This window comes from Chryseobacterium sp. CBTAP 102, from assembly GCF_003201365.1.
GTDB lineage: Bacteria > Bacteroidota > Bacteroidia > Flavobacteriales > Weeksellaceae > Chryseobacterium > Chryseobacterium candidae.
Window position 1 is genome coordinate 1,971 of record NZ_QICX01000019.1, and the last position, 15,193, is coordinate 17,163.

Genomic DNA, 15,193 nt, shown 5'->3' on the forward strand with positions numbered 1-15,193 from the left:
AGGCATATACTGTCGCCAGCCGTAATCGAACATTCCGGTTTCCTGAAGCTCTTTGCCGTTGTATTTGTAGCTGTAAAAGCTCCCAAAGTTAGAAGTACTGAACGAATTTGAAATATGGTTCTGCCCAAAAGGATAATAGTTATTGGTATCGATAATTTCAGGAGCGCCTTCGCTGTTTTTAGCAAAACTTACCCTGGCATTCCCAAGGTGGTCTTTTTACCAACATATCTGAAACACCTTGTATGATCTTCAATATTTTAAATAGCCTATTTTCTCTTTTATTCTGTTCTGGCTATCCGCAATATCATTTAAATTGAGATTTTAATTCTTATTTTTAAAATTAGAGTATTGATTTTCAATACTCTAATTTATTACCAACATGTTTGGAACAGTACCTTTTTATTTATTGATATCGCGCCATAATATTCCTAATATTTCAGTCTCTTTGTCATTGATAAATATGGTAAAATCCTTTTTGTTATAATCAAAGTTGCTAATAATTACTTTTTTACTATTAAATTGATTAAGATTATTTAATAACTCATCATAACCTTGAATTTTTAGACTTTCATTTACCGTATTATTGATTTCGTTTCTTACTGTATATATAGAATTTGCCTTATTTTTATCAATAAGAATATATTCAAGTTTATCTATGGATTTTAAATAATTATATATGGTTGCACATAAATAATTATCACTTTGCTTTTTAAATAAGTTTAGTATTCTTTGAAAATTGTCTGTTTCCATTTATTTTACGAGTATTGGTGTTCCTCCTATTACTATTCCAGGAATCAATATTTCCCGTTCATATTTGCTAGTATAAGCATTAAAGATAAATAAATCCATAATCCAAGTTTCTGATGCTTTATAATTTTCAGATTATAAAACCACTGCAAAAAACAGTGGTTTTAATATATTTATGGAACACGAGCGATACGCTCGCGCCAGTTTAGGGAATAATTCTCTATACTTTATAACTCTTCTTTTACATCTTCTATATAAATACCATTTTTGTTCTCTTGCAAGTATTTTTCTAAAAATATTTTTCCTTCTTTTTCAGAACCTAATATAGCAATATATCTCATGCAGGCTATAGCAATAAATGAAGACATATCTTCAGTTTTCAATGATAATATTGGATAAGTAGCTTCAAAAAAAGTCGTTAAAGTTTCTTTATTTTCAAAAAACAAAGGATCACAATAAAAAATGTCAATAAATGAATATATTACAAACCCATCCTCTTTTCTTATAAAATCAGATATATTATGCAAATAAAAAGAAACTATTTTTCTGCGTATAAAAAATGATAATTCATCCTGATTATATCCAAACAACTGATAAATCTTGATATAATCTAAAACTAATAATGGTAATTCCTTTTTTGTTGTATTAGCATAATTTTCATATTCAATTTTAAAAATTTCAAGATTGGAATTGTAATATTTTCTATATTGCTCACTGATACTAACCAAATCATCATCAGTCTTTTTTAATAATTCTTTTAACATATTTATTTTTATTATTTGTATCTTATTGGTATAGGAGGTCCCATTAATCTAATATTGAAAATATTAACATTAGATCCATAAAATCCATAATTTGTTCCTCCAAGTTCAACTTTCTTTATAGGTAAACCTAACTTTTCGGAATAGGCTCCAGTTACCCCTGGACCGTGTGGTAAAGAGATAGAGTTAAGAAGATTGGTTGTACCCGGTTGCATGGTGTATTGGACTATCAAATCATATTTATCTTTTTTGCTAAAACCGTTTAATGCTCTTTCTGCATACTCCAAGCGATCTGTAACAAATGGACCTTCTCCTCTATAATTTCCACTTTGGTCGCTTTTCTGTTGTAAAAAACCTCCAGTACTTAGATATTCTTTAGTAGACATTGCTCTATAAAAATATTCAAATTCTGGCTCTGATTCATCAGCCGTTGTTGTAACAGGAATATCAATAGCACCCGTAATCGGTTTAGAATTTGCAGAAAAACCACTGTCTCCATTAAGCATTAAAGGTAAACTCCATAAACCCAATCTTGCATAGCCAGCTATTTCAGCTACAGTTGAGCCAAATTCTACTGGCGGAGCGAGACCTTCAAATGTAGCAACTCCCACAGAAAGGACACCAACAGCTGCCTTTTTACTTTTACCAAACAGCCTTTCAAGGAAATTACCTATACGCTTAAAAATAGTAGGTTTATGTCCTTGCGCTTGTCCACCAGCTCCGCCTTCTCCAGGATTTCGCCCCATAAACTGAGTCATCCTCATGTGAGACTGAGCCATATCTCTGAAAGGATTTGCATTTCCTGAAGTGTCGATATGTCCATTATCATCCATCCATCTTCCGTCTACATCAAACTGTGAAACCGGGTTATTGGCTACATACGCATATGTACTTGTAGAAGTATAGGCTTCAGCGAGTTGGTCTATCCCGTTCCATCTTCCCAAATCCGGCATATACTGTCGCCAGCCGTAATCGAACATTCCGGTTTCCTGAAGCTCTTTGCCGTTGTATTTGTAGCTGTAAAAGCTCCCAAAGTTAGAAGTACTGAACGAATTTGAAATATGGTTCAGCCTAAAGGGATAATAGTTATTGGTATCTGTACTTTCAAGAGCGCCTGTGATGTTTTTAAAATTAGAGTATTGAAAATCAACACTCTAATTTATTACCAACACGTTTTGAACATTATCAAATACAATTAAAATTTTTCTTTAAACCAATTTTCTATTTCACTTTGTAAGGAAGCAGTTTTTTGGGTTTGTTCTGTTTGGGGATTTTTTTTTCTTTCCTCAAATATTTTTTCACGATTAATATTAGATAAAACAAAAAGTAAAATACCCAATAAAATTATATATACAATAATATAAAACCCTCCTTTTTTATCTTTTTGAAAATCATAATTTAAGAAATTTTTATCTCTAATAAAAAAAAAATAATTAATAAAACCAACGATTATCATAAATAAAATCATATAAAATTTATTTGAATACATTGGTAATATACCTAGATAATTTAATAATCCATGAAAGAAGAAGATAGTTAAACTAGCGATTAATGTACTAACAGTAATAACACTAAAAATTGCTTGTAATTCATTTTCATTCTGTTTATCTTTATAATATCTATAAATTCTGAATAAAAAATAATAGTATGCTTTCATTATCTAAATTTTAATTTTCTCCTGGTTTTGTAAATAGTGATCTGCCAGTTGAATATTCATATAAAAATTTTCCACTAAAATATGCGAGGCTAATAGGAGCTCCCCATCCTGTAAAACCAATAGCTCCCATTGCTAAGTCAACACTGGCTTCAGTTCCGGTTATTTGACCGTCAAAATACTGAAATACAGTTGCTCCCATTCCTACAGCTCCGACAACTTTTCCTGCTATTGAATAAGCCGAAGTAGCTTTTCCTGCAGCCATATATCCGTTTCTAAAACCTTGTACTCCTCTTACATATTTACCATTGGCTCCTTTTTCTAAAAGTTGAGTAGACTTAATAATACCTTTTGCATCTACCCAATGGTACTTACTGTAGATACTTTTTTCTAAGGCGAAATATGTAACCGCTCCTGCTGTCATTGTATTTCCTACATGTCCCCAATCAAAGCTTTTTGGAGGAGGTAAATAATAAGAAGGTGTTCTGATTTCAGCCCAGCTATTCTTAGCAATTCTTGCTTTATGAATTATCCCAAGTTTTATATCTGAGAAGATATCATCACCCATTCTATAGGCATCCTGGGTAGCGGTACCCGTATACCATGTTACCTCAGTATCACCGAAGCTAAGTCCAGACATAGATCCTCCATTTTTGAAATAATTGAACATAGAAAACGCTTGTGTCCCTGTAAAATTATAACTATCGTTAAGATAACCACCAGCGCCGCCTTCTCCAGGATTTCGCCCCATAAACTGAGTCATCCTCATCTGAGACTGAGCCATATCTCTGAAAGGATTAGAGTTTCCGGAAGTGTCGATATGCCCATTGGCATCCATCCATCTGCCATCAGGATCACGCATTGAAACTGGGTTGTTGGCTACATAGGCAAAAGGACTGGTGGAAGCATATATTTCAGACAACTGATCCATACCGTTCCATTTGCCTGTTTCCTTAAACTCTTCATCATTATATTTTAAAATTAGAGTATTGGAAACCAATACCCTAATTTATTACCAACTTGTTTGGAACATTATCTAATTAATATACTTTTGACAATGGAATAAAACTTAAGACAAAGAACGTGATAATTCCTACAATAATTCCTAAACTAATCCAAACATGTTTATATCTTATTTTTTTAGGCTCTCTATCAAATTCATCAAAGTATTTTAAATACTTATTATTCTTAAACAGTAATCTCTCGTTAATAATCCAAGGCATAACTAACAGCCCTATTACAAATATCCATTTATAGGGACTTCCTGGCTCCCAAAAGATTTGTATTAACGATTTCCCTAATATTGCCTGAAAAATATTAAATAATCCATATTCTATAAGAATTATTAAACCTCCCATTTGAATACCAGCCCAAATGCTATGCAATCCTGATACTTTATCATTAAAAACAACATCGTCAGTAAATTGGTTCATATCTTCAATTCCTCTTTTAGAATAAAAATTTTTTATTGCAGGAATTTTATAAAGGAATCTAAAAGGATCTATATAAGATAATAATCTATATATAATCTTGTAAAAATTAAAAATTGTATAGTGTACATAATTCCAAACTTTTTCCATAGGTTTTCTATTTTAATAATATTTGTACTACAGTTCTATATAATACGAAACTAAATAGTAATAATATTCAATTTCTTTTGCAAATTTTATTTGGCTTAATAACTAGGTTTATTTAATATACTACTTGCCCATTGTTCTGCATAATCACCTCCATATACACCTCCTACAATACCTCCTACAACACTTCCAATTATCCCACCAATAGCAGCTCCCGGAGCAGCCCCTACTCCTGCAAAAGCAGACCCAATAGCTCCTCCAATTGGAGTTAATAATTTTGCTCCAACCCATGCTCCTGCTGCAGCTCCTGCCATTCCTCCTGCTACGTTAGCTGTTGCTACCTGAGCTCTAATACCAAAATTTCCACCATCTTTATACATCCCGTATCCTATTTGTGCAGCACTGATTCCATATCCTACATAACCTGCTCTTTTGGAATATTTCCCAAGCATTGTAGTGGTTCGCACATAATCACTTCTAAGTCCTATCAACGATCCTCTGGCTCTTCCTGCATAGGCTGTACTTCTCATTTGTCCAAGATTATCTATCCAATATCCACTATTATACAGAGCTGTTCTTCGATCAGCAAGATATTTAAATCCTCCTCCAGCAGTACTTGCTCCCCAATCTGCCCAGTTTTTATAGGCATCTAATGGAATGTCCTTAAATTTAGCGTTATACCCTATGCCGAGATCTATATCTCCATGTATATCTGTTCCACTATAAGAGGTTAAAGTAGGTGTTCCCTTCCACCAAGTTAAATTACCATCTCCAATGCTAAGTTCGGAGAAGTTTCCTCTATTTACAAAATAATTGAATATGGAACCGGCATCTGTTCCAGTAAAAGTGTAACCACCACCTGCACCTTCTCCTGGATTTTGTCCCATGAATTGAGTCATCCTCATCTGAGACTGAGCCATATCTCTGAAAGGATTAGAGTTTCCGGAAGTATCAATATGCCCATTATCATCCATCCATCTGCCGTCTACATCAAACTGTGAAACCGGGTTATTGGCTACATACGCATATGTGCTTGTAGAAGTATAGGCTTCAGCGAGTTGGTCTATCCCGTTCCATTTGCCTGTTTCCGACATATACTGTCGCCAGCCGTAATCCAGCCAGCCGGTTTCTTTTTGTAATTCTTTTCCGTTATACTTATAATTGTAGGCAGGATTTCCCGCCAATACATTATACCCTTCATGCTTCATCCCAAAGGGATAATAATTGTTTTCTTCAAGAACTTCTGCTCCATTCCCATTGTTGAAGTAGCTTAAACGTACATTTCCTAAATGGTCTTTGTCATTGTAAATATACTTATTATCCTGAAAACTGTAATAGCCTTCTGCGGTAGGCACAAATTTCAGTGTATACGGCGTTACATTCTGCACTTCTTCATACTGGAACCCATCCAGATAATCCGTCGTTTTTTTTCTGTAGACAGAATTTTCACTGTATCTATGCTCCTTTCTATACTTTGTGCCGTCTGCTTTATAAAAATAATAGGTATTTTCATTCTGCCAAATCCCCCGGGTATAGTACATCTTATCAAACATCATATAATTCGGAAGGTTCAGGAAATTGTAATTAATCTGCAAAATACCTTTATCCTGATAGGCTGTCATATTCCCGTTATTATCATAGGTAATGGTTTTTCCTGAAGTATCGGGATAGCCTTTATAGTTATAGGAGGCATCCGCAACGGAAATAAGCCGGTTGCCGGTATAGGAATAGCTAAGATTATCTATCATTTCCGCCATTCCTGCCGTGCTTTTCCCATTTCTCTGCAATGCTGTGATATTCCCGTTCTGGTCATAGTTCAAAGCTTCATTAAAGAAATTGTTCTGTGGCACAGATGAACCGGGCTCCGAATAAATTCCTTTTTTCATCCGGTTGAGTGCGTCATATTGATAATCATACCTTCTCAGTACCTGATCATTGGATGTTTTCCAGTCTATTTCCGAAATCGCCCCATTGTATTTTGCCGGAGCCTGGACCGGATTTGCCGGGGTATTATACCTGATCTCATACCCAAAAAGCTTTCCGTTCAGATTGGCAGGATCATTGATTTTGGTAAGCCATCCCCTGATATTGTACATATAATCTATACTTTGAAGAGGAGTACTTCCATTTGTACCTCCTATTTTTTTGGTGATAATCTGAGAAAGCTCGTTATAGGTATTCTGAGACAGGATTTCTTCAGGGTTATTATCTACTTTATGTTTATGCACCAATAATCTGTTCTGATGATCATAGGAATAGGTTTGAGTAATTACTTTTTCTGCATCCGTATTCAGTCTTTTATGATATACTTTGGTGCGCTGGACAATTCCTGCAAAATCAAGCTCAGATTCTGTTTTGGTATACCCCCCAAGGTGGTTGATGCTGTAAGAGCCTGCTGTTCTTCCTTTCTGGTCATAGTAAATATAGTTTTTTGTCCAGTTATCATCTTCAATATTTTTCACAAAACCCATCACGGGAAGCCCTTTGCTGCTTTTACCATTAACAGGAGTATCTTTTAAAACGGCAGCCCCCTGGATCGTCTGGGGAAAAGCAGGATTAAAGCTGTAAGCAGGATAGGTGTCATAATAATTCACGGATAATAATACGACCCATTTGGAAGCATGAGGATAAGTAGCGGCAGGATCATAAAAAACATCCATTCCCTGCCTGTTGAAGACCACCGAACTGCTTATTTTCACATTATTGTTGGCAATTCCATCAGCCAGCCCCTGCTCCGTATTTCTTTCTCCCCCGGTAGCTATTCCGGTAAAGGCCACTCTTCCAAACTGATCATATTTTACATACATCCACTGGCCTTTTTCCTTAAGATTGGCATCCTGCGAAGCTACCAGCCTGTTCTGGTTATCATAGACCATGTATTCCCAGCCTTTTCCGGGAAGCTTTTTCTCTGCCAGCCTGTTTCTGCTGTCATACTTATACTGATAACATATATTATCTACTGCTGCGGAATTCAAAGCTGCGGCTGATGCCAATGGCGGGATAATATAGGCAAGCTGCCTGTAATCATTGTATACATAATAGGTATCTGCATTTTGGCCAGCGTCCACTATTTTCCTTGAAAGCACGGTCTGCCCGGAGCCGTCTTTAAATTCAACCACTTTATGACCATCTTCATCGGTAACGGTATTTTTTACGAGCTGACCGGCAGCATATTCTGCGACGGTATACTGTAATTCATTTCTGTAGAGTTTTCCCGCAGTATCCCAACCTGCTGTTACCTGGTAATTTTTTACATGATCAGCAGCTGTATTGAGATCATAACCCAAGAGTACAGCCTTTCCGTTCCAGTCGTTCCCCGTCATTTTCTGCTGTAAAACCCTCTGTAACTGAGAGTTTTCAAGAACAGTCTCAGTATAGATCTTTTCTCCGGAATAGATATTCGTTACATCAGCCACCGGATAAGGGGTCATCCCCTGAGTCTGGGAGTACATCCCTCCGTTAGATGTAGAGCTTTGGGGAACAGGGAGGTAACTTCTGGTCTTCCTTCCCTGGTCATCGTAGACAATGGGAGTTACGATATCCCTTCCTAAAGGGGTTGCTTTCACATTCACGATCTGTCTGGGTCTTCCCAGAAGGTCAAAATACTGTACTGTTTGTGTGTTTTTGCTACAGTCTTCATTCATACAGTCTGTAGCCGATATAAAGTTTTCTGTTGTCGTTGTCTGGGCGTTTGAGAAGCCTAAGGACAAGAAACCGAATATAAGTGTTAGCTTTTTCATCTTAATTAAGATATTAGATGTTAAAAATTGGATGTACAAATTCTTATAGTAAAGTTTTCATCCTTCATGATCAATGTCCGGTATTGTACTGGTATTTCTTCAGCAGCTTCCCGGTTTCATCTTCTATTTTTTCAAGCCTTCCCGCCGTATCATATTGATAGATCAGACGGATTCCCGCAGGAGGAGTCGTCATTTTCATCCTTGCCAGGGAATCATATACATAAGTGGTGATCTGATAATTTTTAAGATTGGCATTGTTTCTGAAAGCATCCAAAGCATTTTGAAGATCCTGTTCTGAGATAACAGCCGCATCAGATTTTGCTATAATATCTCCCAAATACGGAAGGACCTGATCATAAGCAGCTCCCTCTACTTTAGCAATAGGCTGTGTTTTATTATAGCCCCAGATCATTGAAACAGGAATTCCGTCCTTAGTGGTATACTGCTCCAGATTCCCCCTGATATCATATCTGTTGAAAGTAACTTCTGAAGATAAAAGATTCTGAGAATCATACGATCTGACTGAAGAGGGGTATTTATTTCCCGGATTTTCATACATGGTTTCTGTTCTTGCCATTACTTTTCCGGGATCAGCAGCGTTTTTCTTCAGTACGGAAGTTGTTTCTAAAGGCTGGCCAACCATATTGGAGCTTAGCAGCTTCTGATTATTTTTCTCCAGCGCATATTGATAGGCGGTCTCCTGGATACTGCCATCAAAAGAAGTAGTGCGCTCAAGATTAGGTTTATTGTTATGGGTATTTCTGAAGATCTCATTCTTCATCTCTATTGTTCCAGAATCAAAATAACTTTTAGAGGTCACTTTATTGTTCTTGATCCATGATGTTTTTACCTGTAATGAAAGTAAATTATAGAGCGGCCCGTCAAATTCTTCTATTGTATAATCATATGCATCCTCAGATATTTTTTGATTCGAGGCATTATAAACTTCTTTTTTATCAAGGAGACCTTCGCGGGTAAGATTGTAATGAGGCCAGAAATCCCCCTGCTGAGGATAAGCATCCGGTGCTTTAAAATAATATTTGGTATACCCCATATTATTGCCCCTGGAAACTTTTACATTTTTATAAATTCTGGTATCTCCCACCGGAAATCCACTGGAAACCCCGGGATCATCAAACTTATTATATTCGTATTCTTCTATTTTCGCAGGTGCAGGAGGATTGGCAGCATCTATAGCAGAAGCATTATAATATTTGATGTTTTTAATCCTTGCAGGTCCTACTATATAACGTTCTTTAATAATGACCTGAACAGCCGGACCGTCCCCCTCACGCCATATCTGAACAACAGCGGGATCACTTAATGTAGTAGTAGGGCATGACATATCATTACAATATAAATCAAGATAATACTCCCCAGGTTCAAATGTTCTGCTTTGCACATATTCAAAACCAGGGACAGGTTCTATCGGTTCCCCTAAACCATGCGAAATCACATAGGAGCTTCCCTGTTTTTTCCAGAATTGTATAGCCCATGGAAAAGCCGCTACCTTCCCAATCCCTGAAGCATCTATATCAAGAGTTTTGGTGTCTGTTAAGGTAAACGCATATTTTCTTTGCCCATTGGCTCTTGTAAATGAAATATCTGTGAGAAGTACTTTAGGAATGGGAAGCGTTTCTGTTCTTTCAGTATCCATCGTCGGAAAACCAAAATTATATTCAATCATTCCGCGTGTTGGTAACTGAATTCTTTTCAGTTCAGAAATACCACTATTCACCGGCTGGTTATTTTGATCAGTATAGAATATATTCTCATAAGTAAATGCATATTTTTCAATGGCAGCTCCGTTCTGATCTACCTGGCTGAAGGAATTCAAATACCGGCGGAGTGCCGGAGACCCACTTGCAGGCTTATAAGAATAATCGAACGTATATTTCTTTACAAAAATATTATTTGCAGTCTTTAATACAATATTGGTAATGGCAAATATATCATTGTATTCAGCGTATTCTTCATTTCTGTCATAATTAATTTCTATAATTCCCCGCCCTTTTACTTCTATACGGCTTAGTTTATTGGATTCTGTATCAATAATCTGATTTCCTGAACCGGGAGCATATTTCAGATCCCGTAAATAAGTATACTTTACCAGTTCCTGACCATTTTCGTCAAGAACAGAGGAAAGATAAAAAGCACTTCTGTATTTCTGATCAGCATATTGAGCCCCGAAAGGACGCTCGAATTTCCATACCGTCATCTGGTTAATATCATAATCCCTGAAAACATACTGAGTTCCCGTTTCACTTGTTATCGTAAAGGAGTTTAAAATAAGAGTTGCCTGATTGGCAGTGCGTTGATATTCTACTTTAGAAGTATAGGGGGTAAGCTTTACAACACTAAACGTATTATTGGCAATATCCCTGACGATCTTAAATTTTCCCGATTCTTCAGGAGTACTGAAATTATAAATATCATTAAATTCATTTTTGATATAATGACTATAACTGCTATCATCAAATGATTCGTCAAAGTCTCCCACGATCTCCCGGGAAACAACACCGCCTCCTAAAAACGACCATCCTCTTCCTACCTCACTCACCCATTCATCATTCAGGGTATTCCCTGCATGATAACTAATTCCTAAGTTGATGCTAACCGGCTTATTACCCGTTCCAAGGCTAAATAACGGATAAGAAATATCCGGTATTCCGGTCTGTATCGAAACAGGCATTGTAGTGTAAGTAGACAGCCCTGCAGCAGAGGGTGTTGGACGTGTAATTTCAATATTTGCACTTTGTCCGGTATATAAAGTAAAATATAAAGTACATACCAGTAATAGCAATGTTTTTTTCATGATTCTGTGTTTTTATTTCTTAATCAGTTTCGCATTCGCCGTTTTATTGGCATCCGTTTTTATCGTCACCAGATACGCTCCCTGAACCAAAGCCTGGGTATTGATCTTGGTTACTCTGTTCTTGGTTTTCAGATTCTGAAGCTGTCTTCCACTCATGTCATACAAAAGAATATCCGCATCTTTGAAATCAAAGCCAATTTCTACATAAGAATAATCGGAGACAGGGTTTGGATAGATTTTGATATCATATTTTTCAATGAGCTGATCTACTTGTTTGTCTCCCAGCTTTACAATTTTCCAGTTTTCTTTACCCAGTTCTTCTGCACTGGTTCCGGCCAGAATGATTGAACCGTCTCTGTTGAGCTTTAAATCGGAAAGCCTTTCCTCTTTTTGTCTGGATTCTCCTTTTACGTGTTTTCTCCACTGCTCATTTCCATTCTGATCTAAATACAGCATCCAGAAAGTTTCATCATTGGTTTCTATTCTTCCCTCGGCCTGAGTGTAGCCCCCTAAAAGAATTCCTTTTGAAGATTGATCGTCTGCTGAATGAATAACGTTCATTCCCATCAGCACATCACGGTTTCCGAAACTGTAAGACTTTTGAAATTCCTCATCTCCATTTTCCTTTAAAAAGACAAGCCAAAGGTCTGTTCCTTCTTCTATTCCTACCGTTTTGTTTCCTGATCTTTCTGATCTGGATTCTCCTCCAATGATGTATCCGGCAGAAGTTAAAGCCAATGTTCTCAAGTGATCATCCCCTTTGCCTCCAAAATTCTTTTCCCAGTCGATTTTTCCGTCTTTTGAGAGCTTTACAATCCAATAGTCGCCTTCACCAAAGTTGTCGCTTTGTTTTTGTACCGTTGTCAGATGTCGGGTGTCGGATGTATTTTGAGGACTTTGTACATTATACATTTTACTTTGTACAGCTGAACTTCTTGAATAAATCCCCAGTAAGGCTCCTCCGTCTTTTGTTGGAATCATCTTTTCCACTTCGTCTAATCCTTTTCCGCCTAAAATGAATTGGGAAAGTTCTTTTCCGTCTTTGTCTAATCTGGTAATTAAAACATCTTTGGAACCGTAACCTTTTGATGAGTTTTGGACATTTCCTGCAACAAAAAATCCTAAATCGGTAGTTTGAATCACCGCTCTTGCTTCTTCATCGGCCGGCGAGCCAATGGTTTTTTGCCAGATTTGGTCTCCAAATTCATTAATACGGATCAACCAAATGTCTGATGATCCTTTAGAATCGTCTTTTTTATCCAATCCTTTTCCTGAATAAGAAGTTCCTGCTAAAAGAAATCCGCCATCCTGTGTGGTAACGGTTGATGATAAATAGTCGTGATTGTTTCCTGAAAAGTATTTTTCCCAGATTTGGTTTCCCTCTTGGTCAAGCTTAATCAAATGGAAATCGTAACCCGTGTTCTGCTTACTTCCAGCCTCCAGCTTCCCGCTTCCTGACTGTATAGAACTACCTGTGATCAAATACTGCTGATCAATGGTTGTAGTAACCTGACTTAAAAAGTCCTGCGTGCCGGACCTGAAATCTTTTTGCCAGAGAGTTTCCTGAGCAGATACACCCAGGAACGTGCATATTGTAAATGCACTGAGATAGATTTTTTTCATATTCGGTTTTTTAACGTGTGAATTTAAAATTATTTTTTAATTCCTGATAGGGGGAAAACCCCATATTTTCATCTGTGTCTTTACGGTAATTCTCTTTACCCCGATAGATAATGTGTTTTCGTACTATTCAATTTGTACTACATTTTGTTAATCTGTTTATTCTAAAGCAAAGCTAGCTCAGCATAGTGACAGAACGTGTCGTATTTTAAATGCATTTTCACCACCGCAAAAAAGTATCAATACATTGAAAATATCATTGTTTTTGGGATGAATTAACAGGTCGCTCCTCCGGAGCTTTATGGGTGACGGGGACATCATTTTTTTATTAACAGCAGATCTCGATGAGACCAGATTAATCTCCACTGGAAGCTAACAGTTAACAGGACGTATTTGTTTTAAAATTATAGTTTGGAAGTAGCGACCTGCTAATTATGCGTTACATTGAGATGCTGAAAAAGGAAATCCAGCAAAAAGATGCAGCCATAGAAGCTCTGAGAAAGAGAATTGAAGAATTGGAAAAATAGTAAATCCTTCGACATGCTCAGGATGACATCGCTAATACTAAATGTTTCTGGATGTAAGAAATTGAGATTTTAATTAACTAATTATCCAATAAGCTCTTTGGCCTGTGCTAACGCGGCTTCCGTAATTTTGCTTCCGGAAAGCAGCTGGGCAATTTCGTTCAGTTTTTCTTCGCTGCTTAAAGGAATAATAGTAGATTGTGTTCTGCCGGAAATATCCTGCTTCACCACTTTGTAATTATCATTTCCTTTGGCTGCGACCTGTGCAAGATGGGAAATAACAATCAGCTGCATGTCTTCAGACATTTCTCTCATCAGATTTCCGATTTCTTCAGCTACTTTTCCTGAAACTCCAGTGTCTATTTCGTCAAGAATCAAGGTTGGCAGTTCATCACTTTCTGCAATAATCTTCTTCACTGCAAGCATTACTCTTGATCTTTCTCCTCCGGAAATGGCCGTTTGAATCGGTTTTAAAGGGAAACCGGAATTGGCCTGGAACAAAAGCTGGATATTTTCTTTTCCAAACGGATTGAAATCATCTGCGTCCTGTAATTCTATATCCACTTTTGCCTTTTCGAGACCTAGCTTTTTAAGAAGTCCTTCTGCTTTTTTAATGAAAACAGGAACATTCTTATGCCTGTTTTTTGAAAGTTTTGAAGCAAGACTCTGAAGTGTTTTTTTCTTTTGAGAAATATTTTTCTCAGTTTCTTCAATCTGCTCTTCTAATTCTGAAGCCCCTTTCTGGTCTCCGGCAAGCTGGTTTCTGATCTCAATGAGTTCACTAAGATCTGAAACATTATGTTTAAGGAATAAAGCGTTGATTTTATTATTAAGATCGGTAAGGTAGATCAGGTTTTGAGGATTGATTTCCACTCTTTCCGCTTCATGTTCCAGTTCGGAAATGATGTCTTTAAGTTCTACAAAAGAGGTTTCCAGCCTTTCATCAAGTTCAGCAAAGCTCGTAGAAACTTCGGAAATTTTAGAAAGTTTGCTGGTCGCTTCGTTAAAGAATGATAGAATTCCTATTTCCTCCTGATGAAACCTTGATAGAATCTGACCCACATTTTCGGAGATCATTCCCGCATTTTCCTGAATGGAAAGCTGGTTCTGAACATCTTCAAAATCAACATCATCAAGCTTCAGTTCTTCCAGTTCGTTGAGTAAAAATTCTTTATAATCGCTTTCTTTATTGGATTCCGAAAGCTGGATTTTTAATTTTTTCAACAACAATTTCAGCGTTTGAAACTCAGAAAATTCCTGCTGATACTCTTCAATAATCTTTTTATTTTCAGAAAGTCCGTCGATAATTTTAAACTGATATTCTGAGGTAAAAAGATTGGATGTTTCAAATTGTGAATGGATATCGATCAGTTGTGATGAAAGCTCTCTAAGAATATCCAGCGTTACCGGTACATCGTTGATAAATGCCCGGGATTTCCCTGAAGGAAGTATTTCTCTTCGGATAATCGTCTGAAGTTCGTAGTCCAGATCATTTTCGATAAAGAATTTTTTAAACTGATTGTTAAGAGAAAACTCGGTTTCCACCACACTTTTTTCTTCAGTTTTGGCAATGGATTTTACATCTGCCCTTTCACCTAAAATAAGCCGGAGAGCACCTAGAATAATAGATTTACCTGCCCCCGTTTCTCCGGTAATGACCTGTAAACCATTTTTCAATGATACTTCAAGGGTATCAATCAGGGCAAAGTTTTTAATGTAAATTCTCGAAAGCATTGATAATCCGGGTTATGATCC

At 36.8% G+C, this 15,193-nt stretch carries 10 protein-coding genes; all 10 read right to left on the bottom strand.

All coding sequences use genetic code 11. The features are described from left to right. Positions 1–399 precede the first annotated feature (399 nt). Positions 400–750 (bottom strand): hypothetical protein, encoded by a 351-nt coding sequence (locus C8D70_RS19620; RefSeq protein WP_110368403.1) that lies wholly within the window; start codon positions 748–750, stop codon positions 400–402. A 224-nt stretch (positions 751–974) separates the two neighbouring features. After that, positions 975–1,511, bottom strand: coding sequence for a hypothetical protein (locus tag C8D70_RS19625; RefSeq protein ID WP_110368404.1), 537 nt, complete (start codon positions 1,509–1,511; stop codon positions 975–977). A gap of 11 nt (positions 1,512–1,522) precedes the next feature. Further along, positions 1,523–2,629, bottom strand: coding sequence for an RHS repeat-associated core domain-containing protein (locus tag C8D70_RS21280; RefSeq protein WP_110368405.1), 1,107 nt, complete (start codon positions 2,627–2,629; stop codon positions 1,523–1,525). 74 nt (positions 2,630–2,703) lie between these two features. Continuing rightward, positions 2,704–3,165 carry a hypothetical protein gene (locus C8D70_RS19635; RefSeq protein WP_110368406.1) on the bottom strand — a complete coding sequence of 154 codons (462 nt, stop codon included), beginning with the start codon at positions 3,163–3,165 and terminating at the stop codon, positions 2,704–2,706. A gap of 10 nt (positions 3,166–3,175) precedes the next feature. Beyond that, entirely contained in the window at positions 3,176–4,162 is a 987-nt protein-coding gene (locus tag C8D70_RS19640) for a hypothetical protein (protein WP_110368407.1), read from the bottom strand. Between the two features lie 40 nt (positions 4,163–4,202). Continuing rightward, positions 4,203–4,742, bottom strand: coding sequence for a hypothetical protein (locus tag C8D70_RS19645; protein WP_110368408.1), 540 nt, complete (start codon positions 4,740–4,742; stop codon positions 4,203–4,205). 95 nt (positions 4,743–4,837) lie between these two features. Next, positions 4,838–8,479 (bottom strand): DUF6443 domain-containing protein, encoded by a 3,642-nt coding sequence (locus tag C8D70_RS19650; RefSeq protein ID WP_110368409.1) that lies wholly within the window; start codon positions 8,477–8,479, stop codon positions 4,838–4,840. A 70-nt stretch (positions 8,480–8,549) separates the two neighbouring features. Further along, positions 8,550–11,294 (bottom strand): hypothetical protein, encoded by a 2,745-nt coding sequence (locus tag C8D70_RS19655; RefSeq protein ID WP_110368410.1) that lies wholly within the window; start codon positions 11,292–11,294, stop codon positions 8,550–8,552. Positions 11,295–11,306: 12 nt separating this feature from the next. Continuing rightward, positions 11,307–12,917, bottom strand: a complete 1,611-nt coding sequence (locus C8D70_RS19660; RefSeq protein WP_110368411.1) for a T9SS type A sorting domain-containing protein — start codon at positions 12,915–12,917, stop codon at positions 11,307–11,309. A gap of 605 nt (positions 12,918–13,522) precedes the next feature. Then, positions 13,523–15,172, bottom strand: a complete 1,650-nt coding sequence (locus tag C8D70_RS19665) for a DNA repair protein RecN (protein WP_110368412.1) — start codon at positions 15,170–15,172, stop codon at positions 13,523–13,525. Positions 15,173–15,193: the final 21 nt, after the last annotated feature.

Bases quoted from the DNA above. Each gene is read 5' to 3' on its own strand.
- C8D70_RS19620 (WP_110368403.1), bottom strand. From the start codon at position 750: ATGGAAACAGACAATTTTCAAAGAATACTAAACTTATTTAAAAAGCAA.
- C8D70_RS19625 (WP_110368404.1), bottom strand. From the start codon at position 1,511: ATGTTAAAAGAATTATTAAAAAAGACTGATGATGATTTGGTTAGTATC.
- C8D70_RS19635 (WP_110368406.1), bottom strand. From the start codon at position 3,165: ATGAAAGCATACTATTATTTTTTATTCAGAATTTATAGATATTATAAA.
- C8D70_RS19645 (WP_110368408.1), bottom strand. From the start codon at position 4,742: ATGGAAAAAGTTTGGAATTATGTACACTATACAATTTTTAATTTTTAC.
- C8D70_RS19650 (WP_110368409.1), bottom strand. From the start codon at position 8,479: ATGAAAAAGCTAACACTTATATTCGGTTTCTTGTCCTTAGGCTTCTCA.
- C8D70_RS19655 (WP_110368410.1), bottom strand. From the start codon at position 11,294: ATGAAAAAAACATTGCTATTACTGGTATGTACTTTATATTTTACTTTA.
- C8D70_RS19660 (WP_110368411.1), bottom strand. From the start codon at position 12,917: ATGAAAAAAATCTATCTCAGTGCATTTACAATATGCACGTTCCTGGGT.
- C8D70_RS19665 (WP_110368412.1), bottom strand. From the start codon at position 15,172: ATGCTTTCGAGAATTTACATTAAAAACTTTGCCCTGATTGATACCCTT.